The organism is Bradyrhizobium sp. FW305-F6, assembly GCF_058782905.1.
The window spans coordinates 1538585-1563188 of the sequence record NZ_JBYSYD010000001.1 but is presented as its reverse complement, the minus strand read 5'-3'; the positions used below and the strand labels follow the sequence as shown (position 1 = coordinate 1563188).

Annotated in this window: 28 protein-coding genes; all 28 read left to right on the top strand. The window is 64.1% G+C overall.

Annotation, left to right across the window (positions count from 1 at the left end; translation table 11 throughout):
* The 28 genes from AC3WLX_RS07550 to AC3WLX_RS07415 all read left to right on the top strand — a co-directional run bounded on the left by AC3WLX_RS07550 (position 1) and on the right by AC3WLX_RS07415 (position 24603).
* Positions 1–2136: a portal protein gene (locus AC3WLX_RS07550; RefSeq protein WP_492335322.1), complete on the top strand. Its 2136-nt coding sequence runs from the start codon at positions 1–3 to the stop codon at positions 2134–2136.
* A complete protein-coding gene (locus tag AC3WLX_RS07545; RefSeq protein ID WP_492335321.1) occupies positions 2133–2354 on the top strand; it encodes a hypothetical protein in 222 nt (73 codons plus the stop codon). Before AC3WLX_RS07550 ends, AC3WLX_RS07545 begins: the two co-directional genes overlap by 4 nt.
* Positions 2351–2701 carry a hypothetical protein gene (locus AC3WLX_RS07540; protein WP_492335320.1) on the top strand — a complete coding sequence of 117 codons (351 nt, stop codon included), beginning with the start codon at positions 2351–2353 and terminating at the stop codon, positions 2699–2701. The genes AC3WLX_RS07545 and AC3WLX_RS07540 overlap by 4 nt, the downstream gene beginning before the upstream one ends.
* A complete protein-coding gene (locus AC3WLX_RS07535) occupies positions 2701–2847 on the top strand; it encodes a hypothetical protein (RefSeq protein ID WP_492335319.1) in 147 nt (48 codons plus the stop codon). The genes AC3WLX_RS07540 and AC3WLX_RS07535 overlap by 1 nt, the downstream gene beginning before the upstream one ends.
* On the top strand, positions 2844–3794 hold the full coding sequence (locus AC3WLX_RS07530; protein WP_492335318.1) for a hypothetical protein: 951 nt from the start codon (positions 2844–2846) through the stop codon (positions 3792–3794). Before AC3WLX_RS07535 ends, AC3WLX_RS07530 begins: the two co-directional genes overlap by 4 nt.
* 3 nt (positions 3795–3797) lie before the next feature.
* Positions 3798–4004, top strand: a complete 207-nt coding sequence (locus AC3WLX_RS07525) for a hypothetical protein (protein ID WP_492335317.1) — start codon at positions 3798–3800, stop codon at positions 4002–4004.
* Between the two features lie 203 nt (positions 4005–4207).
* The gene (locus AC3WLX_RS07520; RefSeq protein ID WP_492335316.1) at positions 4208–5434 is read left to right on the top strand and encodes a P22 phage major capsid protein family protein; all 1227 of its coding nucleotides are present in this window, start codon (positions 4208–4210) and stop codon (positions 5432–5434) included.
* 147 nt (positions 5435–5581) lie between these two features.
* On the top strand, positions 5582–5950 hold the full coding sequence (locus AC3WLX_RS07515) for a hypothetical protein (RefSeq protein ID WP_492335315.1): 369 nt from the start codon (positions 5582–5584) through the stop codon (positions 5948–5950).
* Positions 5950–6696 (top strand): hypothetical protein, encoded by a 747-nt coding sequence (locus AC3WLX_RS07510; protein ID WP_492335314.1) that lies wholly within the window; start codon positions 5950–5952, stop codon positions 6694–6696. Before AC3WLX_RS07515 ends, AC3WLX_RS07510 begins: the two co-directional genes overlap by 1 nt.
* Complete coding sequence (locus tag AC3WLX_RS07505) at positions 6693–7298, top strand: hypothetical protein (protein WP_492335313.1); 606 nt, start codon at positions 6693–6695, stop codon at positions 7296–7298. Before AC3WLX_RS07510 ends, AC3WLX_RS07505 begins: the two co-directional genes overlap by 4 nt.
* Complete coding sequence (locus AC3WLX_RS07500) at positions 7295–8809, top strand: packaged DNA stabilization protein (protein WP_492335312.1); 1515 nt, start codon at positions 7295–7297, stop codon at positions 8807–8809. Before AC3WLX_RS07505 ends, AC3WLX_RS07500 begins: the two co-directional genes overlap by 4 nt.
* Complete coding sequence (locus AC3WLX_RS07495) at positions 8806–9156, top strand: hypothetical protein (protein ID WP_492335311.1); 351 nt, start codon at positions 8806–8808, stop codon at positions 9154–9156. Before AC3WLX_RS07500 ends, AC3WLX_RS07495 begins: the two co-directional genes overlap by 4 nt.
* Entirely contained in the window at positions 9153–9602 is a 450-nt protein-coding gene (locus tag AC3WLX_RS07490) for a hypothetical protein (protein ID WP_492335310.1), read from the top strand. Before AC3WLX_RS07495 ends, AC3WLX_RS07490 begins: the two co-directional genes overlap by 4 nt.
* On the top strand, positions 9595–10365 hold the full coding sequence (locus AC3WLX_RS07485; protein ID WP_492335309.1) for a hypothetical protein: 771 nt from the start codon (positions 9595–9597) through the stop codon (positions 10363–10365). Before AC3WLX_RS07490 ends, AC3WLX_RS07485 begins: the two co-directional genes overlap by 8 nt.
* The gene (locus AC3WLX_RS07480) at positions 10365–11678 is read left to right on the top strand and encodes a hypothetical protein (RefSeq protein WP_492335308.1); all 1314 of its coding nucleotides are present in this window, start codon (positions 10365–10367) and stop codon (positions 11676–11678) included. Before AC3WLX_RS07485 ends, AC3WLX_RS07480 begins: the two co-directional genes overlap by 1 nt.
* Positions 11679–11681: 3 nt before the next feature.
* Positions 11682–13706, top strand: coding sequence for a hypothetical protein (locus tag AC3WLX_RS07475; RefSeq protein WP_492335307.1), 2025 nt, complete (start codon positions 11682–11684; stop codon positions 13704–13706).
* 156 nt (positions 13707–13862) lie between these two features.
* The gene (locus tag AC3WLX_RS07470) at positions 13863–15407 is read left to right on the top strand and encodes a tail fiber protein (RefSeq protein WP_492335306.1); all 1545 of its coding nucleotides are present in this window, start codon (positions 13863–13865) and stop codon (positions 15405–15407) included.
* Positions 15408–15457: 50 nt separating this feature from the next.
* On the top strand, positions 15458–17989 hold the full coding sequence (locus tag AC3WLX_RS07465; protein WP_492335305.1) for a beta strand repeat-containing protein: 2532 nt from the start codon (positions 15458–15460) through the stop codon (positions 17987–17989).
* A gap of 547 nt (positions 17990–18536) precedes the next feature.
* Positions 18537–19211: a hypothetical protein gene (locus AC3WLX_RS07460; RefSeq protein ID WP_492335304.1), complete on the top strand. Its 675-nt coding sequence runs from the start codon at positions 18537–18539 to the stop codon at positions 19209–19211.
* On the top strand, positions 19212–19361 hold the full coding sequence (locus tag AC3WLX_RS07455) for a hypothetical protein (RefSeq protein WP_492335303.1): 150 nt from the start codon (positions 19212–19214) through the stop codon (positions 19359–19361). It begins immediately after the preceding gene.
* Entirely contained in the window at positions 19358–19564 is a 207-nt protein-coding gene (locus tag AC3WLX_RS07450) for a hypothetical protein (RefSeq protein ID WP_492335302.1), read from the top strand. The genes AC3WLX_RS07455 and AC3WLX_RS07450 overlap by 4 nt, the downstream gene beginning before the upstream one ends.
* Before the next feature lies 1 nt (position 19565).
* Positions 19566–19943, top strand: coding sequence for a hypothetical protein (locus AC3WLX_RS07445; RefSeq protein ID WP_492335301.1), 378 nt, complete (start codon positions 19566–19568; stop codon positions 19941–19943).
* Positions 19940–20170: a hypothetical protein gene (locus AC3WLX_RS07440; RefSeq protein ID WP_492335300.1), complete on the top strand. Its 231-nt coding sequence runs from the start codon at positions 19940–19942 to the stop codon at positions 20168–20170. The genes AC3WLX_RS07445 and AC3WLX_RS07440 overlap by 4 nt, the downstream gene beginning before the upstream one ends.
* A gap of 22 nt (positions 20171–20192) precedes the next feature.
* Positions 20193–20546: a hypothetical protein gene (locus AC3WLX_RS07435; RefSeq protein WP_492335299.1), complete on the top strand. Its 354-nt coding sequence runs from the start codon at positions 20193–20195 to the stop codon at positions 20544–20546.
* 6 nt (positions 20547–20552) lie between these two features.
* A complete protein-coding gene (locus AC3WLX_RS07430) occupies positions 20553–21632 on the top strand; it encodes a helix-turn-helix domain-containing protein (RefSeq protein WP_492335298.1) in 1080 nt (359 codons plus the stop codon).
* A gap of 17 nt (positions 21633–21649) precedes the next feature.
* Positions 21650–22066 carry a GNAT family N-acetyltransferase gene (locus AC3WLX_RS07425; RefSeq protein WP_492335297.1) on the top strand — a complete coding sequence of 139 codons (417 nt, stop codon included), beginning with the start codon at positions 21650–21652 and terminating at the stop codon, positions 22064–22066.
* A 23-nt stretch (positions 22067–22089) separates the two neighbouring features.
* A complete protein-coding gene (locus AC3WLX_RS07420) occupies positions 22090–23706 on the top strand; it encodes a hypothetical protein (protein ID WP_492335296.1) in 1617 nt (538 codons plus the stop codon).
* A gap of 6 nt (positions 23707–23712) precedes the next feature.
* On the top strand, positions 23713–24603 hold the full coding sequence (locus AC3WLX_RS07415; RefSeq protein ID WP_492335295.1) for a hypothetical protein: 891 nt from the start codon (positions 23713–23715) through the stop codon (positions 24601–24603).
* The last annotated feature ends 1 nt before the right edge of the window (position 24604 follow it).

Genomic DNA, 24604 nt, shown 5'->3' with positions numbered 1-24604 from the left:
GTGGACCGCAAATTCACCCCCGCCGAGACAGAGAAACTGATCGAGCGGGCCCAGAAGCAATTCAAGTCCTACATGGACTGGGAAGGGCCGTTCCGGTCATCGTTCGAGGAGGACATCCGCTTCGCCAATGGCGATGCCGACAACCAGTGGCAGTGGGATGGTGAGGTGCTGCAGTCCCGCAAGGACTGCCCGTCCATGACCATCAACATGACCTGGATCCACTGTGCCTTGGTCCAGAACGAGATCAAGAAGAACCCGCCGGCCATCACCGTGCGCCCCGTCGGCGGCGGCGCCACGATGAAGTCGGCCGAGGTGTATGGTGGCCTGATCCGGGAAATCTCCCGCGCCTCCGACGCCATCAACATCTACCTCAAGGCCTCGGAGAGCCTTGTGCAGGGCGGGGTGGGCTACTGGCGCGTCCTGACCGAGTACGAGGCCGAGGACAGCTTCGACCAGGTTATCCGCATCAGGAGCGTCCGCAGCCCGCTTGGCGTGGCCATGGATCCGGATGCCAAGGAGCCTTCAGGAGCAGACGCCAACTGGGGCATGATCTTCGAGGACGTGAAGAACGAATATCTCGAGGACGAATACGAGAAGTACAAGACCACCGTTGGCGCCGAGAACGCCATCACGGCCAATATCGCGGCCTCGGACTGGAAGAACGAGGACTATACCCGCGTTGCGGAGTGGTACGAGAAGGAGAAGTTCCAGGACCAGCTTCTAGGCTTTGCCGACCCGGAGAGTGGGGCATTTGCGACCGCGTTCCTTGGCGATATCAAGGAAGCCGGGATCAGGCAGCGTATTCTTGCCGACACACGCACCCAAAAGCGCGCGGTCACACGCTCCCGCATCTGCTGGTACAAGATTTTCGGCGACAAGATCGTGGATTACCGGGAAGTCCCCGGCAAGCGCTTTATCCCGATCGTCCGGGTGGTGGGCCAGGAAACCATCATCGACGGCAACCTCGACCGCAAGGGCATCGTCCGCGGTCTGAAGGACAGCCAGCGCAATATGAACTACTGGGTCTCCGCCGGCGCCATGCAGGTGGCGTTGCAGACCAATGTGCCGTGGGTCGGCCCGGCCGAGGCCTTCGAGAACATCAAGCAGTGGGAGGATGCCAACCGCGGGCGCTTCGCCTACCTGCCATACAATCACAAAGATGCCGACGGGGAGAAGATCGACCCCCCATCGCGTCCCGCGCCCCCGGTGCTGGCCACGGCCTACATCCAGGGCATCCAGATCGCGTCCCAGCAGTTCAAGGACATCACCGGCCAGCACGAGGCCACGCTGGGAAAGCAGGACAACGCCGAGTCCGGCCGCGCCATCCAGGCGAGGCAAGGGCAGGGGGAGACATCGACCTTCCACTTCCCCAACGCGCTGGCGCAAGGAGTGGCCCATACCGGGCGCATCATCCTGGACATGGCGCCAGAGGTCTACGACACGCCGCGCCTGATCCGCATCTCCAATGCCGACCTGTCGCAGTCGGAGGTGAACGTCGACCCGATGGCCCAGGAGGCCCACACCGAGGTCGACAAGCAGGACGAAGAGAACACCACAGAGGTCACGTGGAATCCCAAGATCGGCCGGTATGAGGTCGAGGCCGAGGCCGGCCCGTCCTACCAGACCCAGCGTGAATGGACCGCTGAGGCGCTTGGGACGCTGCTGGCCCAGAACAAGGACCTCTGGCAGATCATCGGCGATTTCTACGCCCAGAACCTGGACTTCCCGGGCGCGGAGGAGATGGCAGAGCGCATCCGCCGCGGCATGAACCCGGCCATCCTCGGCAAGGGCCCGTCACCCAACGAGCAGAAGCTGCAGGGCGAGATGCAGAACTTGCAGCGCCTGCTTCAGTCGCTCACGGAGACGCTGGCGCAGAAGCAGCGCGAGCTCGACGACAAGGAAGACGAGATCCAGGTCAAGGTCGCCGACGCGCTCACCAAGCGCATGGATGCGGAAAGCCGCCGCCTCAAGGAGGCCGGCAACGCGCAAGCCAACTTCGCCGCGGCCGGGCTTGAGCCCGACATCCGCAACATCATGGCCGACGCCACGGCGGAAGCGATGAACCCTGGTCTGGCAGAGACGCTGCTGGAGCGGAAGGCGGTTGAGAAAGAGACCGAGAAGGAACCAGCCGAATGAAGAAACTCGCCCTCATCCTCGCCCTGATCTCGGGCCCGGCGCTGGCCAATGAGGCCAAGCCCACGCTCTGGATCATGGCGGTGCAGCTCAAGGGATCGGCCTTGACGGTCACCTATCCGACCGAGGCGGCCTGCCGTGAGGCGGCGAAGATGACCTCTGCCAGCATGAAGAAGGCGGCCATCGGGCGCGCCGACTGCCTGCCGGTGGTGCAGCCTTGACCTCACAACTGATCCGCATGCAGGCGAAAGAGATCGCCGGCATCTTCTACGACGAGAGTCAGCGGTCGCTCCGGTTTCGCATCGAGAACCCCGACCAGGACGCCTATGTGGCCGCCAACTGGCCGCATTTCGTGGATGTGGGGATCGCGGCCCTGACCATGACGCTGCGGGATGAATCGACACCACAGCACCAGAAGGACGTCATCTACGAGGAGCTTTGCGAGCACTGGGAGCGGTCGCAGCGGCCCAGCGCCCGGGAAGTGCTCCAGGCTTCGCTTGAGCCCCGCGAGCGCGAGGACATCAAGCATGTGGATGCCATCCCCGAACTACCAAGCGTGGGGATGTGATGGGCGCTGAGATGGCCGCGGCTGCCGGCGCCTATGACGACGCGGCGGCGCTCGTATTCACGCTGGTCTGCATTGGCTGGCTGGCGATCGGTGCCCTCGTCATGAGGGCCGATCAATCTGAAGACATGGAGAAAGACTGCAAATGAGGAACCGTTTCCTGAACGGTGTCAGTTTCCTGCCCTTGTTCGCCCCCGAGACGGGCGATGGTGGCGGTCAAGCCGAGCTCGAGCTGGATGCCGGCGGTGGCGACATCGCCGAACAGCTGGAGGCGGCAGCCGACGACGACAAGAACGACCTTAACCACTCTGGCGACGACGATGGCGCCGAAGAGGTCAAGGCCGGCGACGACGGCAAGGAGCCCGAGAAGGCGGAGGGGGACGAAGCCAAGGGCGACGAAGAGCCCGAGGACGAGAAGGCCGAGCTGGAGCAGCTGCGGAAGGCCAACAAGGCCCTCGGCAAGCGCATCAGCGCGCTGTCCAAGGACAAGCGTGAACTGCACGCCAAGCTCCAGGAGAACATCCGGGAGGTCCCCAAGGCCGAGGACGACGCCGGCGGCGAAGGCGAGGACGCGCCCCAGCGCTCCGACTTCAAGACCAAGGCCGAGTTCGAAGCCGCGGTGGAAGCCGCGGCCGAGCGCAAGGCGGCCGAGCGCCTAGCGGTTCAGGAGTTCAACAAGGCCTGCAACGCGGTGGAAGCCGCCGGCTCCAAGGCATTCGGCGACAAGTGGGCCCGCGCCAAGGCCGAGCTCTCCATGCTCGACGACCACGGCCGGATCCCGATGGATATTCTCTCCGTCGCGCTGGAGACCGAGAACCCGGCCCGCGTGCTGTTCGTCCTAGGCAATGACATCGAGAAGGCGACCGAGCTCATGGGCATGACCCCGATCAAGAGGGCCATTGCCATGGATAAGATCGCCTCCAGCAAGCCGGCCGAGCGGCCTGTGTCCAAGGCGCCGGCTCCGATCGAGCCCGTGGGTGGCCGCGGCAGCCGCGATGATAGGCCTTCTGACCGCGACTCCGACGAGGAGTGGAATCGGAAGGAAGAGGCCCGCGAGCGGCGGTTGATGGAAGAGCGCCGGAAGCGGGGGTATTGAGATATGGCCGACTACGATTTGTCGATCCACACCAACCCGGACGCGCGGGCTTGGGCAAAGTTCTTCATGGAGTGCAATCCGAGCTCCAGTGTTGACGAAGAGACCATGATCGGCTGGTTCGCCAACGCGATGATGGCCATGCACGATCACTTGCTACCGGCTTCGGCGCCAGTGGTTTTGCCGGATGGCTCCGCTTTCTGCGTAGCCTGATTTGACGTTAGAGCCCTCGATCGCGGCTTAAAGCGACGTTCTTGCACGCATCCGCGGGCCTCGTGCTCCCGCCCCGCCGCTAGGGTCAAGTGCGTTTGCGCCCGCCAATTCCTCACAGCTCGGGCGAGTGAGGATCACCCCAAAACCCCTGTTCCGACGACGCTTGGAAGCGGTCGCGGACGCATGCCCCGAGGCATTTCCCCATGTCGAATACCCTTCTGACGCGGCTCGAGATCACCCGCAAGTCCATCCGCCTGTTCATCAACTCCAACGCCTTCATCAAGAACATCGACCGCCAGTATGACAGCCAGTTCGCCGTCACCGGCGCCAAGATCGGCGCCACGCTGCGCGTCCGCCTGCCGAACGACTACACCGTGACCGATGGTCCGGGCCTGTCGCTGCAGGACACCGCGGAGCAGCAGACCACGCTCACGGTCGCGACCCAGCGCCACGTCGATACCGGCTTCACCACGGCGGAAATGGCCCTGTCCCTCGACGACTACGCCGAGCGCATCGCCAAGCCGAAGATGAACAACCTGGCCGGCAACGTCGCCAAGACCGTCATGCTTGCCATCGGCGAGTCCGCGGCCAACGCGCAGGCGAACTTCAACGGCACCACGATCGTATCGCCGAACGCGCAGACCTTCGTGCAGGCCGGCGCCGTGCTGGACGACAACTCGGCCCCGATGATGGGCACCAAGGGCGACCGCAAGATCGTCAACGATCCCTGGACCGACGCCCGCACCTCGACCTCACTGGCCGGCCTATTCAACCCCGTGGCCCGCATCTCCGAGCAGTACGAGTACGGCTCGATGAAGCAGGCGCTGGGCTTCAGCTGGATGCGCGACCAGACCGTGATCAAGCACACGGCCGGCTCGTTCAGCGCCGGCACGGTCAACGGCGCCAACCAGTCCGGCACCACGCTGGTCACCAACGCCATCACCGGCACGCTCAAGCAGGGTGACATCATCACCATTGCCGGCGTGATTGCGGTCAACCGCGTGACCAAGCAGTCGACCGGCATGAGCCGCCAGTTCGTCGTCACGGCGGACGCGGCCTCGGGCGCCACCTCGCTCAGCATCTATCCCGCCATCGTGGCGGCGGGTGCGGGCGGCGCGGACTCGCAGTACCAGACCGTGGTTTCCGCCCCGGCCGACGGCGCGGCGATCTCGCTCTATACCGCAGCGGGCGCGGTCTACCGCAAGTCGCTGGCCTACGCGCCGGAAGCCATCACCATGGTCACCGCCGACCTCTACATGCCCACCAAGGGTGTGATCGACTCGGCCCGTGCCCAGTACGACGGCATCTCGATGCGTTCGATCTCGGCCTACCTGCCGGGCTCGGATCAGGCCATCAACCGCGATGACGTGCTGTTCGGCTATTTGGCGATTAGGCCAGAATGGATGGTTGGTCTTTACGATGCAATTTAACTAGCTGTAATCGCTAGTTAATTTCCGCTGGCGGGGGTCATCTCCGCCGGCATTTTCATGGAGCAAACTATGTCGCGATCCGCGATCCCCAACTGGGGGCAGGAATACCCCGAATACGAGTACAAGGCTTGGCCCAAGTATGTCGGCATGACCGACGAGGGCGAAGCTTTGATCGCCAAAGACAAGGACGAGTTCCACGAGTTGAAGGAGCTTGCCGTCTATCCGAAAGTCCTCGGCAAGGACAAGGATGGCAACGACGTCGTTGCGCAGACCCCGCGCGATGAACAGTGGCTGAAAGCCTCAGTGGCCAAGCCGTCGGAAGACCCGGCTGTGGCCGCCAAGCGCGAAGCCGATCGGATCGCCGCGGAGGAAGAAGTCAAGCGCAAGGCCGAGGCCTACGACAAGATGATGGCCGAAAAGGAGGCAGCTGACAAAGCTGCCGCCGAGAAGGCCGCTGCCGAGGCTAAAGCCGCCAAGGCTGCCGAGGCTAAAGCCGCCAAGGAAAAGGCCTCCTGATGCCCACAGGCACGGACATCTGCACGTCTGCGCTGATCCGCGCTGGCGTCCTCGGTGTCGGCAACCCGCCTTCCGCCGACCAGATCAGCCGTGCCTTGGTGCTTCTGAACGACATGCTGGCGCTTTGGTCCGCCAAGCGCTGGCTCAACTATGCCGAGATTGACCACACCATCGTGGTGACGGGGGCTCAGTCCTACACGATCGGACCCGGAGGCACGGTGAATGTGACCGCGCGCCCAGACCGCATCGAGTGGGGCTATGTCCGCCTGCTCAACGGTGGCGGCGCCGGAAATCTCCCGGTCGACGTCCCGCTGCAGCAGATCTTCTCCTATGAGGACTACGCCAAGGGCGTGGCGCTGAAGACGCTCAAGACCCAGCCCATGGCATTCTTCTACGACTCGGACTTCCCGCTGGGGAAGATCTACCCGGTCCCGATCCCGAACGACGCCACCCGCTACGAGCTGCATTTCGGCACCCGCACCATCCTGCCCGTGCTGGTGACGCCGGCCACCAACATCGTCCTGCCGCCGCAATACACCTACGCCATGCGGTGGAATATGGCGAGCGAGTGCCGGGCCGAGTGGCGCCTGCCGCCATCCAAGGCGATCGACGAAAAGGCTGCCGACGGGCTCAAGACCATCCGCTCGTCTGCGGTCCAGGTGCCGTCGCTGGCGCTTCCTGGGGGCCTTGGCGGCTCGCAGGGCGTGTACAACCCTTGGAACGATTCTTCGACGAATGTGCCATGATCGGTAGAAGAATTGGTTGTTGGACATTCATTGCCGCCGACCCGGATTTCTCGGGAAGATGGGTCGCTAGATGTCTTTGCGGTGTGGAGCGTTCCTTCCCCGAGCATCGTATACGCAAGCCACAAGGGCTTAGTTGTAAGTGCCAGGGCGGATTTAGCGCGGCCCGCGCCAAACACGGCATGTCCCATGAGCCGATCTACGCGATTTGGGGCGGCATGAAGAATAGATGCAGCAACCCCAAACACCCAGCTTTTGAAAACTACGGGAAGCGCGGGATTGTTGTTTGCGACCGCTGGCTGAAGTTCGAGAACTTTTTAGCTGATATGGGCGCCACTTATCGTCCCGGGCTTACGCTGGAACGGGAGGATAACGATGGCGACTATGGTCCGTTCAACTGTTTTTGGGCGACCATGGCCCAGCAGAACCGCAACCAGAGGCGCAACGTTTACATCGAGACATGCCGCGGGCGCATGACCATGCAGGACGCCGCAAAGATTGCTGGCATTACGTGGCGTGCCATGGCGCATCGAGTTAGGGCTGGGTGGAGTGGAGAACGTTTGTTCGTCGCTAATACCGCGCCAAATAAGGCTCGCGCAGCGTGACTCGCATAGCGCTAACGAGCGGAGCCTATCAGGCTAGGAGCATAATTTCTAACGCACAACGCTCGATCAACCTCTACTGCGAGAACAACCCGCCCGAGACCAATCCGCCGGTCCCGTTCACGCTCTACCCGAGGCCGGGATTGCGCCGGCTGGTTCAGGCGCCCACCTTCGGCATCGGCCGCAACGTCTACTGCGACAGCCAGGGCAACGGCTACATGGTGGCCGGGCAGGTGGTCTACTACATCGACCCCAGCTTCAACCTGACCGCGCTGGGGACGATCGCGGCGGGAACGTCGATCGTGTCCATGTCGGACAATGGCACCACCGTGCTGCTGGTCGACGGCACCACGGCCGGCTACACCATCGACATCCAGTCGAAGGCGTTCTCAACCATCAGTGACCCGGCCTTCTACGGCGGCAACTGGGTCAACTACATCCGGACGTTCTTCGCGCTCAACCGGCCGGGGACCAACCAGTTCTACATCTCCGGCTCCAACGCGGTGACGTGGGATGCGCTGGACTTCGGCCAGAAGACATCGAGCGCGGACCCGCTGGTGGCCGCGGCGGCGCTGAACGATCAGCTCTGGCTGCTCGGCACGCGCAAGGGCGAGGTCTGGTACTACTCGGGCAACGTCGATTTCCCGTGGCAGCAGCTGCCCAACGTCATCATCGAGCACGGCGTTGCGGCCACCTATTCGATCGGGCAAACCGACAAGTTCCTGTTCTGGCTGACGCAGGACAAGGATGGCAGGCCCTGGATCGCACGCGGTGCGGCCGATTACTCGGTGCAGAAGGTCTCCACCTTCGCCATCGAGAACGAGATTCAGAACTACGTGAAGTGGTCCGACGCGGTCGGTTATTGCTACCAGATCATCGGCCACACCTTCTACCAGATCGACTTCCCTTCCGCCGACAAGAGCTGGATTTACGATCTCAGCAACGAACAATGGAACCAGTATTCATCCATTGACGTGAACGGCAACCATCACAGGCTGAACGGCTTCCTCTCGGCCTACATGTACAACACCAATGTGATGATCGACTGGAAGAACGGCGACCTCTACGCCTTCGACCAGGACACGTTCACCGACAACACCTTCCCGATCGTCTGCATCCGCGGCTTCCCGCATCTCGGGGCGCAGGGCAACGAGGTCTCATATCCCGGCTTCATGGCCGACATGGACGTGGGCGAGGTGCCCAACATGCTGATCGACGACGACGGCACTGCGACCGCCAATCCTTGGGCGTCGGGGTTCAGCTCGGCCTTCGGGCCGTTCCTGGATCAGGGCACGCCGATCGTCACCATGCGCTTCTCCAACACGCGCGGGAAGACGTTCGGCAACAAGCGGCAGCGCTCGCTTGGCTCAACCGGCCAGTACAGCCAGATCCTGAAGTGGGACAGCTGCGGCATCGCGCGGGACGGGGTGTTCGAACTCGAATGGGCGGTGCCGTGCAAGACCGCGCTCAACGGCGCGTTCCTGTGGCCGGAGCCGGAGCAGGCTGAGACGTGACGGACAGCCCCACATTTGGTCTGCCGGCCGATCGCAAGGCGGTGGACGCCAAGACCGGGGCCTGGATCAATTACTGGTATCAGTGGGCGGTGCGCATCTCGCAGCTGACCGCCGAGAAGCCGATGGCGCCTGTTTCGGTGGGCGCCTCACCCTTCACATTCACGGCCGGCACGATCGGCAACATGTTCGTCACCGGCGGAACGGTGTCGAGCATCGTCCTGACGCGCTCCGGCACATCGATCACGTGCCAGGCCAACCAGTTCATCCCGATGGCGGCCGGCGACACTATCACCGTGACCTATTCATCAGCGCCGACCATGACCTTTGTCCCGAGCGCGAGAGCATGACGCAGGAAGACCAGATCGCGCTCACCAAGGCCTTCGGCCGCTGGTTCAATGGCAACGAGGCGGCGGCCCGTTTCTGCGCCGACATGACCGAGATTGCCCATGTGTGGGACGATCTGGTCGACGCCGACAAGCCTGTGCCGAGCGCAGAGGCTGAGCGCATCATGCGCAAGGCGGTGCTCGAGCTGCCGGCCAACGAGTTCTATCGGGCCAATTTCGGCTTTCTCCATCCCGTCATGGTGATGGTGTGGGGGCAGTGGGCGTCGGCGAATGCCATGGAGGCCCGTCCGATCCGGGGCGACCGCGAGAAGGCCTTCATGCTTCGCGCCTCGCTCTATCAGCTATTCCACGCCTGCGCCGTCCTGTGCGGCGGGCTGGATTGGGCCGCCCAGATCGGCCCTGAGATTTATCGCTTCTACGGCGAAAGCCTGGAGTCCTTTGATGCCTGATCCGGTCAGTGGCGTTCTTGGAGCAGCCGGCATCGGCAGCTCTGTCGCCAACATCTTCGGCGCACAGTCGGCGGCCGAGGCCCAGAAAGAGGCTGCGGCCAAAGCCAACGCGCTTGCCTTGGAGCAGCAGCAGAAGGGCCTCGACACCCAGAAGAGCTATTTCGACACCAGCACCAAGGACCTTGCATCAATCGCCGGGCAGGGCTCGGAGGCCTACAAGAACCTGCTCTCCGCGATCCCCGATCTCGTCAAGCCGATCGTGATGGATCAGAAGGCGCTTGAGGCAACGCCTGGCTACCAGTTCAACCTGGAGCAGGGCATCCGCGGCGTGAACCTGTCGGGCGTGGCCTCTGGCATGTCTGGTGCACAGGCAAAGGCCGCGTCGCGTTATGCGACGGGTCTCGCCGACTCGACCTACCAGAACCAGTTCAACAACGCGAACACCAACAAGCAGAACGCGTTCAACTTCCTGCTCGGCTCGGCAACGCCCGGTATCGGCGCTGCGGGCACCTACGCGGGCGCGGGCACGTCGGCCGGAAACGCCGCGCTCAGCAACACGCAAGGCGTCGGCAACACGCTCTCCGGCAACACGGTGGGCGCCGGCAACGCGCAGGCCGCGGCCGACATCGCGACCGGCAAGCAGATCGGCAACATCTTTAGTTCGGCGGCCAGCATGGTTGGGGGCGGCGGCTCCAACCCGTTCGGCAACTACGGCATGTATGGCGCCGTCGGCAATCCGACCAAGGCCGGGAGCCTGTACTGATGGCTGAGGTTGATACGTCGTTCTACAAGATCGCGGCGGACGCCGACCCGTTCGAATTCCAGAACCGACTCCTGGAGAACAGGCAGAGGCAACAGTCCGTCGAGGCCAACAACATCAAGCTTGCCACGGAGCGGTTCAAGACGATCAACGACGCCGCGTCCGGGATCCTCAGCGATCCGGAACTCGGCAAAACCGATGTCACCAAGAAACTCTGGGACACGCTCGGCCGCCTGACCAAGGGCGATGCCATGACCGCCCAGCATGCCGTCCAGTTCATGCAGCAGTTTCCGACCGACCCGCAGCGCCAGCGGGAGGCCATCCAGGGCGTCCACGCCCAGACGCTGGGGGCATGGGAGCGCGGCAAGGCCTATCTGGGCACCGTCGAGGGCATCAACACAGGTGGTGGCATCAAACTGGTCCAACAGCCGGCGTTCGGTGGCGCCCCGCCGCGCGAGCTCGGCTACATCCCGAACACGCTCTCGCCGCAGACGGAGACGGTCAACCCGGACCTGTCCCGGAGCTATGTCGGCGGCACCGGCAACCCTCCCATTCAATTGCCCTCCGCACCCGCAGCGGCGCCCGCCCGTGCGGCGCGCCCCGCGCCTGCCGCCACAGTGCCCGTCGCTCCGAAAGCTGCTCCAGCGGGCGTTATGGCCGCCCCAGCGCCCGGCGAAGCCGAGGCCAAAACCAAGGCCGGCGGCGCCGGTGGTGCCATGCTGGCCGACGAGCGCGTGCGCGCGTCCAACTTCCGCCGTGAAGTCTACCCGCTCGAGCAGGCCATCCCGGCCCTTGAACGGCTCGGCAAGACCGGCACCGGCCCCGGCACGGAGGAAGTCAATAAGATCAAGTCCTTCCTGCAGTCCGCCGGCGTCCCGGGGATCGACGTCAACAAGATCAAGGACTTCGACGAGGCCCGCAAGTACCTCACCGACTGGGTCACGGCGAACGGCGACAGCTCGACCAACGACAAGCTGGCGGCGGCCTTCGCCTCCAATGCCAGCACCAAGATCTCCAACGCCGCCGCGGTCGACGTGGCGAAAGCCGCCCTGTCGCTGCGGCGCATGAAGCAGGCCCAGCTCGAGGAGTTCGAGGCGTCCGGCCTGCCGGAATCGCAGTACGGCAAATGGGCCGCCAAATGGAATCGCGAGCAGGATCCGCGCATCTATGGCTGGGACTACATGAACGACAGCCAGAAGAAGACTTTCCTGCAGAGCGTGACCGGGCCCAAGCGCGACCTGATCATCATGCAGTTGCACAAGGCCGCCGATAGCGGCTTCGTCGACCCGCAATCCCTCGTACCTTCGAAGAAGTGACCTATGCCCGTTGATCCACGCGCATTCGAGAAGGCATGGGGGGTGCAGGCCGCTCCCGATTCCGTCGAAAGCAAGGGCGTGGACGTCGATTCCTTCCTGAAGGCGTGGGGCGTCACGGCCAAGGATCGCATAGACCAGGCCTTTGAGGACGTGAAGGGCGCCAAGCCGACGGTCGTGAAGTCGAAGGGCGGGATCGCCCGGGAGGCTGGCGCCGGCATCAAGCGCGGCGTGATGGATTTCTACGACACGGCGGGCGAATATCTCTGGCGCGGCATCGACAATCTCGCGAAGGGGCACCCAAACGAGCGTGAGATCAATCGGCTCACCGGCAGGGATCTGTTGGCGGCCAAGTTCGGCGAGAACGCCTACGAAGGCGAGTTCGGGGACAGCATCCCGGCGACCGCCGGCCGCATCGCGGGAAATGTCGCGGTCACGGCTCCGCTCGTCTCGGTCGGCTCAGCGCCGCTGGCGGCGGGTGCTGCCCGGCTCGGTGCTGCGGCTCTGCCTGGCGCTGCGGAGGCCATCAACGCCGCTCGCGTGGGCACCGGGGCGACCAATCGCCTGATCGCCACCGGCGCCAATGTCGGCAGTGCGGCGGCCCAGGGCGCCGTGCAGGGGGCTATGGGCAATGCGCTGTTGGCCGGGGATGAACCGCTCAGCAAGGCCGTCGGCGAAGGCGCCACCATTGGCGGTGCCGTGGGCGGCGCAGTTCCTTTTGTCGGTATGGCTGCTCGCGGCCTTGGCCGTCGGGCTGCTTCTCTGGTTGAACCGTTCACGGAGGCGGGGCGCAGCCGCATCGTGGACCGCACGCTGCGCGGGTTTGCTGGCGAAGGCCCGACCACGGCCGTTCTGGACGAACTGGTTCCGGGCTCTCGCCCGACGCTGGCCCAGGCGACCGGGAACGCGGGGCTAGGCGCGGCGGAGAAGAATCTGCGCAATGTCCCGGGCGTCACCAACATGTTCGCCGAGCGCGAGGCCGCCAACAAGGCGGCGCGCACCCAGGCTTGGGAACGACTGGCCGGCACCGAGGGCGACATCGTGGCTGCCACTGCCGAGCGCGACGCGGCTGCGGGCCCGCTGCGCGAAGCCGCATTCATGGGCGCCAGGCCGGCAGATGCCGCCCCGGTCGTGTCCAAGATCGACGAGATCCTGGCGAGCCCCTCCGGCAAGCGCGATGCCGTGTCCTCGGCACTGAAAACCATCCGCGGCAAGATCGCCATGAAGGACGGCACGCTCGAGAGCGACGTGGAGCAGCTGTACGGGGTCCGCAAGGCCATCGACGATATGCTGAGCCCGCTGGCGCAGGGTACGGGCAGGGACGCCCGGCAGGCCGCGCGCGAGTTGCAGGACATCAAGACGGTGCTGGACCAGCGCATCGAGCGCGCCGCGCCCGGCTTCAAGGATTACCTCTCCGAATATTCCGAACTATCCAAGCCGCTCGACCGCATGTCGCTGCTGCAGGGCCTCAAGATCACGGATTCTCAGGGCAACATCACCCTCGCCAAGCTCGACAACGCCATCAAGTCGATCGAGAAGGCGCGATCGTCAAAGGGCGTCCACGCCGCCAAGTCGCTGTCCGATGAGGAATTGTCCGCTCTCCGCGCCTTGCGGAAGGATATGCGCCGCGAGTCGCTGCCGGCCGCCAAAGCCAAGCCGCCGGGCTCCGACACGGTGCAGAACCTTGCCACATCGAACGCGCTGGGGCGGTTCCTCGGAAATGCGGCGTCCGGTACGGTCGGCGGCGGCCTGATCGGGGCTGGTTATGACCTCTATCACGGCAATTTGCCGGGGACCGCGGCCGGCGTCGGTGCTCTCGCTGGAATGGGCGTCAGGCGCGCTCTGGCGTCCAAGGACGCGCAGGTGCTGGACCTACTCGCCAACCGACTTGTCAACCCACAGATCGCGCCCACGGCGCTCCAGAGTGCCCCGGTGAACCGGCTCTATGTCGGGCCGAGCCTCACTCCCGCCGCCGTGGTCGGGGCCAACCGTCTGCTCGCTTCGCCGCTCCCGCCAGCCCGCAATGAATGAGCGGATGAAAACCGGCACCCAAACCAGAATCGCCGTCACGATTACCGTTCTCAGCGTCATCTAAGGCCCAAAGCACTCATGATGAAAGTCAGGAGCCGCGTCCTCGCGGCCATCGTTAGCGTGTGTCTGTTGTACCTGAACGCAGGTTCAGTTGCCATGGCCGGCACGCTGCTCCCGCCGGGGGAACAGACGTTTCTCGACGAGAACGGGAACCCTCTCGCCGCCGGCTGCGTGTATTTCTATACCCCCGGCACCTTCAGCCCCAAGGCGACCTACCAGAACGCGGGCCAGACCGTAGCCAACACCAACCCGGTGCAGCTGGATGCCGCCGGCCGGGCGATCATCTACGGCACCGGCACCTATCGCCAAGTGGTCAAGAAGACCGGTCCCAACCCGGGCCTGCCGTGCTCCCCTGCCGGTGACCAGGTCTGGGACCAGCTGACCGCGAGCACCGATTCCTCGACCACGATCTTCGCCGGCGCCAGCGCGGGCACGCCGAACGCCATCACGGTGACGGCCCCGGCCTTCTCCGGAACCGATGGTCAGGTCATCAACTACATCTCGACCAACACGAACACGGCCGCCGCAACCATCAACCCGTCCGGCTTCGGTGCGGTGCCGATCGTCCGAGACTCCGCGACGGGACCCGGCGCGCTGACCGGCGGCGAGCTCGTCGCCACCAACGCGGTGTCACTGATCTATGACGCCACCGCCGGCACGTTCCACATCCTCTCCCCGGTGACCTGGCCGAACACGTCGGGCGTGCCGGTCGGAACGACCATCGACGTCATGGGCTTTACCGCCCCGACGAACTATGCCTTTGCCTATGGACAGGCGGTCAGCCGGACAACCTACGCCGCCCTGTTCGCGGCACTGACGACCAGCCAGTCCGGGACGATTTCCAACGGCTCTCCGACGATCACTGGCCTGACAGACACCACGCAGTTCGGCCGCGGCATGCCGGTCGAAAGCCTCGGCATCCCGGTCGGCACGACGCTGCTCAGCTGCACGTCGACCTCTTGCACCATGAGCGCCAACGCAACGACCTCGCGCACGGGCACGATGACCTTCTTCGCCTACGGCGCTGGCGACGGGTCGACCACGTTCAATTTGCCAGACTTGCGCGGCATGGTTCTGGTCGGGCGAGACAACATGGGTGGCACCGCGGCGAACATTGCCCAGGTCTCGACCACGCTCACCACCACGGCGGCGTCCAGCACGGCGACCGTAGGATCCGCAGCCGGCCTCACCATCAGCATGGTGATCACCAACGACAACGTCCCGAGCGGCACCGTTATCAACTCCATTTCCGGCACGACCATCACGATGAGCGCCCCGGCGTCGGGCTCGGCCATCGCTGCTCCGGCGCGGTTCAGCCCGTTCCCGGACGCGCAGGCAATGGGCCGCGCCATCACCTCGCTGAGTGCAACACTCACCACGCCGAACCTGCCGCCATACACGCCGGCCGGCACCAACACCCTCGGCGCGGCCAATTTCCAATACAACCAAATCTCGAACGGCTCGACTGGCGGGTCTCAGAACGTCATCACCCAGATCGTCAACTCTGGCGGTGGCCAGGTCATGATTACGAATTTCACACAACCGACGTTCACCGGCGCGCCTCAGGGCGGCACCAGCGTGCCGTTCAGCATCATGCAGCCCTCCCGCATCGTCAACCGCGCAATCAAGCTGACCCCATGAAAAAGCTCGCTCTCGCGCTTCTTCTGGCCCCGCTCTGCGGGGCTTTTTTTATGGCCGCGCCGGCGCACGCGCAGAAGACCAAGGCCGAGCTGAACGCTGAGGTCAGCACGACCTTCCCGGACAACACGTCCGGCCTGATCACACCGTCCGGCGTCCGCACGTTCCAGAACGACCTGATCAACTCGATCATGCCGACGGCACCGGTGGTGTCCGGCAACCTGGCCTGCTTCAACGGCACCACCGGCCTGCTGCAGGATTGCGGCACAGCCCCCAACACCATCACCATTGGCGTCACGACCATTGCCAACGGCACCAATTCGCGCGTGCTCTACAACAATGCCGGGACGGTAGCGGAATACGCTATCACAGGCACCGGCAGCGTGGTGATGTCGACCGGTGCTGCGATCGGCACCCCGACCATCACCAACCCGACCTTCTCCGGCACGGCATCCGGCGCCGGCACGCTTCCGACCACGTTGCTGAGCGGCACGCTCCCCGCGGCCAATCTCGGGGCCCTAACCGGCGATGTCACCACTCCCGGCGGGAGCTACGCCACATCGATCGCCGCGAATGCCGTCACGAACGCCAAAATGGCGACGATGGCTGCCCGCACGGTCAAGGGCAATGCCACCGGCGGCTCGGCTGTCCCGACCGACGTTGCGCCGGCCGCAGCTCGCTCGAGTTCGCTGCTCAACATCGACAGCTTCACCGGGCACGGCGACTCCATCTACACGATCCTGGCGACCGACCGCGTCGTCGGCACCAATGCCGCATTCACCGCCTCGCGGACCTGGACCCTGCCGGCGGCGAACGCCGTCAACGCGGGCCAGTCCATACTCGTTGCCGACTTCCAAGGCACGGTCACGGGCAGCAACACCCTCGTCATCGCGCGCGCCGGCAGCGATACCATCAACGGCGGCACCAGCGTCACGATCAGCTCGGCCAATGGCGGCTTCTTGCTGGTGTCGGACGGCACATCGAAATGGACCGCCCAAGCCATCGGCGCCTCGGTGGCATCCGGCGTGTCCTCACTCGACGGCGCCACCGGCGCGATCTCTGCTCAGTCCGGCAGCTTCAAGGTCGTCGGCTCGACCTTGTCTGGCAATGTGCTGTCATCCCGGACCTTCGCCGCGACGCAGGACCTGTCGGCATTCTCCGCCATCCAGACGCTCGGCTATTCGGCGGCCGGCGACGGCGGCGGCGCGATCTTCCAGAAGACGGCCGGCAATTTCATCGACACCCGCATCACCGGCGGCACGCTGACGAATAACGGCACATCAGGCTGCACCGACGGCACCTATTACACGCTCTCTTTCACGGGCGGGAACGGCCGCGGCGAGCTCGGTGGCACCACGGGTGTGATCACGGTGTCCGGCAACGTCGTGACCTCGATTGCCAACGTGGGCGGCTACAACGGCGCCATGGCCGTCGGCTACCTCGCCGGCGACGTGCTCTCCGTGACGGTGCCGGGCTGCGCATCGACCGTGACATGGACGGTATCCAGCGTCTCGACCCCGACCGGATCCTTCACGGACTCCGCCGGCAACAAGTGGCAGATTACATTCCCCGCCGCCGGCCTTGATGCGCGTTCGATGGGCGTCAAGTTCGATTGGGACGGCACCGACGGCACCGCGACCGACAACTTCACCACGCTGCAGAACGCTTTCAGCTTTGCCTGGTACAAGACCAGCACGAGCGTAGACGTCGGCGGCTCGCAGGGTGGCCTGGTTCTTCTGACGAAGCAGACCGCAATGATCGGCTGCGCAGCGTCAAACCCCATCGTGGTGCCCTACGGCGTGAAGGTGAAGGGCCAAGGGAATTACGCATCCGTCATCAAGATGTGCGACACGTTCCCGACCAGCTCCAACCAGTGGGAACTGTGCAATTCGTTCTCGCACCTGGCTTGCTTCGCGACGCTGCTTGAGGATTTCCAGATTTTCAACGTGATCGCCACCAACGGGTCCTCGGGGCGGTCGGTGGTCTACACCAACAATGCCCAGCACGAGGCCGGCATGCGCCGGATGGCGATCTATCCCGGCGGCTGCGGGCGTGGCGCGACCTATGAAACCGGGTATGGCGGCGCGACTTACATCCTGCTCGACAGCGTCGAGTTCAAGGGCGGGAAGTCCGATGCCAATTGCGGCGGTGCGGCTGGCGCCCAGATGTTTATCAATTTCGGCTCGGTTCAGGTCATCGTCGATAACCTGAACGTCTCCGGCTATTCGGCCGGCATCGGTGGCCCGCGCACCAACGGTCTTTCGATCAATGGCGGGTTCGTCGACATCCGCGGCTTCCATTCGGAGCAGGTCGTCAACCCCGCCACCATCAACATCGCCGGCGGCGTGGCCAATGGCATGGTGCGGGCACGGAATGCGATCGGCGGCGTCGACTGCGTCGGTCTATTCCTCCTCCCCAACGGCAACACCTTCGGCAACTTCATGATCTCACCGCCGATGGCGCAGAACGGCTGCACTCACATGGTCGTCAACAACATGGCGGGCGGTGCCGGCAACATGACCGCGGCGACCGCAACGGATGTTGTCTTCCTGTCGTCCGGCGGCGGCGGCAACAAGGCTTGGTAGCGTCAATAAGGGCGGCAGCCACGGGCGACGTGAGACCCTATCGAGTAACAGGTCTCGTCTCTCTGCGGCGTGACTGGGCCAGCGCTCACGGGCGCTGGTGCCGAGGCGCCGGGTTTGGCCGGCTTGGGTGGAAGTGGTGGCGGTGCAGGCTGCACCAGCGCCCAAAGGACATAGACAACGGCAATAACGCCGCTCGCTTTGACTGCGATCCAGTCGAGCGGGCTCAGCACCGGCATGGGGTCCATGTCGGTCACCAGCGGTCTAGGCCGAAGTGCTCGGGGGGAAGTTCCTGCATCCGATCGCGGGCGATCTGGTGGCAGCGAACCCGATGCAGCCGACGGCCGAGCCAGGCTAGGGCGGTGCGAAGGAGTGGCAGCATGGCGTCACGTCCTGAGAAAGATGAGCAGAATCAATATAGCGCCGAACGGCCAGACAATGGCCGCAAGTCGCGCGACTTCCTTGGCGTGGGTGCTCATTAAGGTTGCGTAGCACCGCCGCGCGCCAACGGTCAATCGGTGACCCATAGGGTCGTCTTACGGAGTTGTTCATGGTCGATTTCGACGCTCTCACCCGGGCGGGCCTCAGGCGCTGGGAAAACGCCAAGCTCACCCGGAAGACGCTGAGCGACAACGTTGCCAAGTCGCTCGTCGGCGCCAAGAAGCGGTATCAGGCTGTCGAGGCCAAGACGGGCGTCCCCTGGTTTGTGATCGCCGTTATCCACGAGCGGGAGTCATCCCAGAACTGGGGCCGCTCGCTGGCGCAGGGTGATCCTTGGAACAAGGTTTCCGTCCGCGTGCCGGCCGGCCGCGGCCCATTCAGTTCATGGGAAGAGGCTGCGATCGACGCGCTGGTCAACTGCCACCCGCATCTCGCCAAGCGCAAGGACTGGAGCCTGGCTGGCATCCTGATCGCGCTAGAGCTCTACAACGGCCTTGGCTACGCCAACAAGGGCGTCCCGAGCCCGTACCTCTGGGCCGGGACCGATCAGTACAAGTCCGGTAAGTACGTCGCGGACGGCCGCTACGACGCCTCGCACGTCGACCAGCAGCTCGGCTGCGTCGCTATGCTCAAGTCGATGATGGCGATCGACCCGACCATCACATTCACGGGCGCCAAGTTGACGCCTCAGGCGCCCAACTCAACGCCTAAGCCCGCCGAGTCAACGCCTTCGGCCGCCGGCGGCTTCCTTTCCGCAATCCTCAAACTCTTCGGGAGAAAGTAAATGGAGATCTTCAGCCTCATTGTTGGCTTTGTCGGCGGCGGCGCGCTGATCTGGTTCTGCAAGGAGCCCGTCACGCTCTGGTACAAGGGCGCCGAGGACTACGTCGGATCACTCAACGACCGGATCCAGAAACTGAGGGCGAAGCTGTGAGCCCGGAGATTATCGCGCCACTGGCGCGCGTTCTCCTCCGCTACATCGGCGGGGCGATGATCAGCGCCGGTGTTGCGATCAGCCCGGGAACGCTGACAGATCCGGACTTGATCCAGGTTCTGTGCTTCCTGATCGGAGGCATCTCCACCGCAACGTCCGAAGGCTGGTACATCATCGCCAAGAAGAAGGGGTGGAGCACCTGAGATGCTTTCATCCATCCTCAACTGGCTCCTGTCGGGGCCGCTCGACCGCATGCTCAAAAGCGTCGACAACGCGGTCGACAACGAGACGACGCGAGAGCAGATCAAATCTGAATTGGCGAAAGCCTACCTCTCGGCGCAAGTCTCCGTCCTGACGGGGCGAGGGTGGTGGTTTCCGCTGTTCTTTGTGGCGCCGGCGGGGTTCTGGTTTGCCTCCGTCTGCGTTTACTCGGTGTTCTGGTGCAGGGACTGCGCTTTCGCACAGCCATGGACCATTGCCGCGCTACCGCCTCCGCTTGATGGGTGGGTTGGCGGCGCGATCATCGGTTCTCTTTTCGTTGGGAAGGCCGGCGGGGAGATCATTTCGAGGCTCCGGCGATGAGCCATTTTCATTACCTGTCCAACATTCTTCCGCAGAGCAAGATGGAAACCATCACCGACGTTGCCGCAGTGTCGGCCATCGCCAGCCCGTGGTGGTTGCCCTACCTGAAATTCGCATCTGAGGAAGCCGCCCTCCTGCTCGCGCCGGCGGGCCTGCTTTGGTTCGTCGTGCAGATCGTCGCCAAGATCATGGTGACGCGGAAGGTCCTCCGGGACGACCGCAAATAGTCCTCAATCCAAGAGGTGATGAGTGAAGATTGCCACAACCGGCATTGTGCTGGGGATTCTGGCTGGGCTGACGCTCGGCAACGCCAAGGCCCACGACAAGAACAAGCCGGGTCTGGACGACTGGTATTTCTCGCTCCGGAGCAAGGGTAATTCGCCCTGTTGCGGCGGGCCATCTGAGGACGCCACGAAGCTAGAGGAGCTGCAGTGGCGCGCAAAGGGCAGCGCCTTTGAGGTGTTCATCGACGGCGCCTGGATCGACGTTCCGGAGTCGGCTGTCGTGCCTGTCCCGAACAAGGATGGCCGGGCGCTGGTTTGGCTGTCCTATGCGGATGGCAAGCCGGTGGTTCGCTGCTTCATGCCTGGTACGATGGGTTAAGCCCCGATGGCATCCAAACCCACGCCGGAAAAGACCATCATTGAATCGCTCAAGGCCTTACGCCGCTATGACGGCAACCAAACCCACGCTGCAGCCGCCCTCGGCCTCTCGCGAGGGGGCCTCCAGGATCACATTAGGCAGGCGGAGAGAAGGAAAATCGAGCTGCCCCCTGCGGAGGAGCCGGCGGAAGAAGAGGCCCCCAATCCCTTCGCTATCCCTCACGCGCCACAGGTCTCGACGGCCACCGGTGCGAAGTGGGTCATCCAGTCAACCAAGGACAACCGGTACATCTTCGGCGCCATGGGCGACCTCCACGCCGCCAGCAAATACACCCGCTGGGATGTCCGCGAGGACCTGATGCGGCGGGCGGTCGAGGAGGGGGCCTCCTGCATCTTCGACACCGGCAACTGGATCGACGGCGAGGCGACGTTCAACCGGTACGACGTGGAAGCCGTGGGTCTCGACAACCAGGTTGGCATCCTCGCCAGGAATTATCCCAAGGTCGGCATCCCCACCTATGCGGTGACCGGTGACGACCACGAGGGCTGGTACATCCGCCGGGAAGGCATCGACATCGGCCGCTACACCGAGAGCGTGATGCAGGACGAGGGCCATGAGTGGCACAACCTCGGCTACATGGAGGCCGATGTGGTGCTTCAGAACGCCAATTCCGGCGCCACGTCCATCCTGCGCGTCGTCCACCCCGGCGGTGGCTCGAGCTATGCAACGAGCTATCGCCCGCAAAAGATCATCGAGTCCTATGAGGGCGGCGAAAAGCCGGCTGTTGTCTTCTTCGGCCACTATCACAAGCTCGACTGCAACAACATCCGCAACGTCTGGTCTGTCCAGACCGGATGCTCGCAGGACCAAACCCCGTTCATGCGCAAGAAAAACATCGAGGCGCATGTCGGCGGCGCCATCGTGGAGATGGAGCAGGATCCCAAGACAGGCGCCATCATCGCCTTCAAGCCGGAGCTGAGGCGCTACTTCAACCGGGCCTATTACGTGGCGGAGGGCAAGGCCAACGGCCGATGGTCCGGCCACGGCAAGGTCCAGATGATCCCGAGGCGCGCGGGACAGCGATGAACTACCGAATCCGCGAGGTGGACGCGAGCGATGACGAAGTCGCCGACACCATCCGCGCGTTCAACCGCGACACCGGGGATTTCCCGGACCTGACCGACAACGAGCTCGACGGCTTCCACTGCTATTGGTGGCTTGCCTATCTCGGCAAGGAGCCAGTCGGCTTCGCCGGCATGGTCCCGTCGCAGCGGTACAAAAACACTGGATACCTGAAGCGGGCAGGGGTGGCGCCCGGCCACCGCGGCCACGGCCTGCAACTGAAATTCTTCAAGGTCCGCGAGCGCAAGGCCCGCGCGATCGGCTGGACGCACCTCGTCAGCGAAACCACCAACACTGTCTATTCGGCGAACAATTTCATCCGCGCCGGATACCGGCTCTTTGAGCCTGAAGTCCGATGGGCGTTCGAAGCGTCCTTGTACTGGAAAAAGCCTCTCTAACTGCCACCACCTGGAGAACTACCATGCTGCGCAAACTGCTTGCGACGGCCTTGCTTTGCTTTGCGGGCATGGTCGGAAATGCGGACGCACAATCCCTCAACCTGATCAAGGTCACGAGCTGCGGCGCCGGCTCCTACAATGTGCCGTACCTGACCGTTGACGCGACCGGCACGCTCTGCACCGCGGCCTCGGTCTCCGCGTCGATCTCCGGATTTGCTCCGACGACCACTGGCACGCCCATCAGCGTGACCACCGGCGGCGTCACAGGCTCGCTCCCGGCAGGGGCTGTGGTTGTCGCCACCAACGTCGGCACCGCCCAAGGCGCCTACTGCAAACTCGGCGCGAGCGCGACGACGAGCGACCAATACATTGCCCCGAATGGCGGCTGGTTCGCCTTCACCGTCGGCGCCAATACCCAGCTGACCTGCATCACCTCCACAAGCACCACGACGGTGAACATGGTGGGCGGCTCTGGCCTGCCGACCGGCACGGGTGGCGGTGGAGGTGGCGGCGGAGGTGGTGGCGGCGCTGTCACCATGGCTTCCGGTGCAGTGGCCTCCGGTGCTTACTCGTCCGGTTCGATCGCCTCTGGCGCCTTCGCTAGCGGCTCGATTGGCGCCGGTGCCTTCGCCTCTGGCGCGGTGCCGAGCGGTGCCTATGCCAGCGGATCGTTGGCATCCGGCGCGGTGGTCGACATCACCAACCTGTCGACGCCGATCACTCCAGCCACCGCAACCGCCACCAAGGGCACCTTGCTCGGCGGCCAGTACAACTCGACCCAGGCCACCTTCACCAACGGCCAGCAAGGCTCGGTGCAACTGTCCGCACGCGGCGCCATCATGGTTAACCCGGGCGCGGAGACGTTCAACGTTGCCAACGCCGGCACCTTTGCCACGCAGGCGGCGCAGTCAGGCACATGGACCGTCCAGCCCGGCAACACCGCCAACACCACGCCTTGGCTTACCAGCATCAGCCAGGGCGGTAACACGGCTGTGGTCAAGGGCGCGAGCACGGCCGCGTCGGCAACTGACCCCGCCGTCGTCGTCGCGATCTCTCCAAACGGCCAGAACGCCAACGGGCAGGCCACGGCGGCGAACAGCTCGCCGGTGGTGCTGGCGAAGAATACCGGCACCGGCGCGACCATCGCCGGCGCTGCGGTCGGCACGGCAGGTTCGGCCGCCACGGAAGTGGTCACGGTGCAAGGCATCGCCGGCGGAACGGCCATCCCGATCTCTGGATCGGTGACGGCATCGGGCACCGTCGCGGCGACGCAGTCCGGCAATTGGGCGATGCAGGCTTGCACGGCCTATCATCTGTCCGGCGGAACGGCGGCCTCGACCAACTCCACATCGATGAAGGCCTCGGCCGGCACGCTCTGCCGCCTCACGCTGATCAACACCCAGGCGAGCACGCTTGGCTACATCAAGGTCTATGACAGCGCGACGGCGCCGACCTGCTCCAGCGCCACCAACCTCAAGCACGTCTATCCGATCTTGGCCGGGCCTGCCGGCGTGCAGGTCATCGACGGCATGGGTGAGGTCTACAGCAACGGCATCGCGTTCTGCGTGACGGGCGGCGGTGGCGATACCGACAACACGAACGCCCCGACCGGAATCTACGTCGAAGCCAGCTACAGGTGAGCAGCCATGAAGCGCTATCTCTTCATCCTCGCGGCGCTTGCGTTTGCGGCGCTGGCTGGGCCGGCTGAGGCTGCGACGCGGTTTTGGGTCGGTGGAACCGGAACGTGGGACGGCTCTGATACCACACATTGGGCGGCAACCACTGGAGGCGCCGGTGGGGCGTCTGTTCCTGGTTCCGGCGATACAGTTACCTTTGACGCGAATTCCGGCGGCGGCACGGTCACTGTCAACACGACCGTCAACGTCACATCGATCACTGCTGGCGCTTTTACATCAGGAACGCTCGACTTTTCTGCGAACAATAATAACGTCACGGCTCAAACTGTTTCATTCACCGGAAACAACACCCGCACCATCAACATGGGCAGCGGGACGTGGACGATCACAGGGACGTCCGCCACGGTATTCGATTGCACGACGACCACCGGCCTGACCCCCACGTTCAGTAACGCCACCATTGCGTTGAATGCGAACTCAGCAGCGCGCGTGTTTTCTGGTGGCGGTCAAACCTACGGCGCAGTATCGGTCGGCGCGAATTCCACCAAAGGCGTCGTAAATATCAGCGGGACAAACACGTTTGCCTCCATCACCGTTGATAGTGGCAACACGCTAACCCCTCCTCAAGGCGCCACCACAACGATTACGGGGGCGCTCTTGATGACTGGCACGTCGAGCGCGCCAGTGGGACTGATGTCAAGCGGTCCAGCGACAAACGCTGCAACCGTCTCGGTCGGCTCTGCCTCAACAATCGATTGGGGAGGCATCTTGCGCGTGACGAAGGCGGGAGCAGGCTCGATCACCGCAACCAATTCGCTCGACATGGGCGGCAACACGAACATTTCGATCAGCGCACCCTCGGGCGGGGGTGGCACTGGTCACGTTTGCGTGGGTTGCTGAC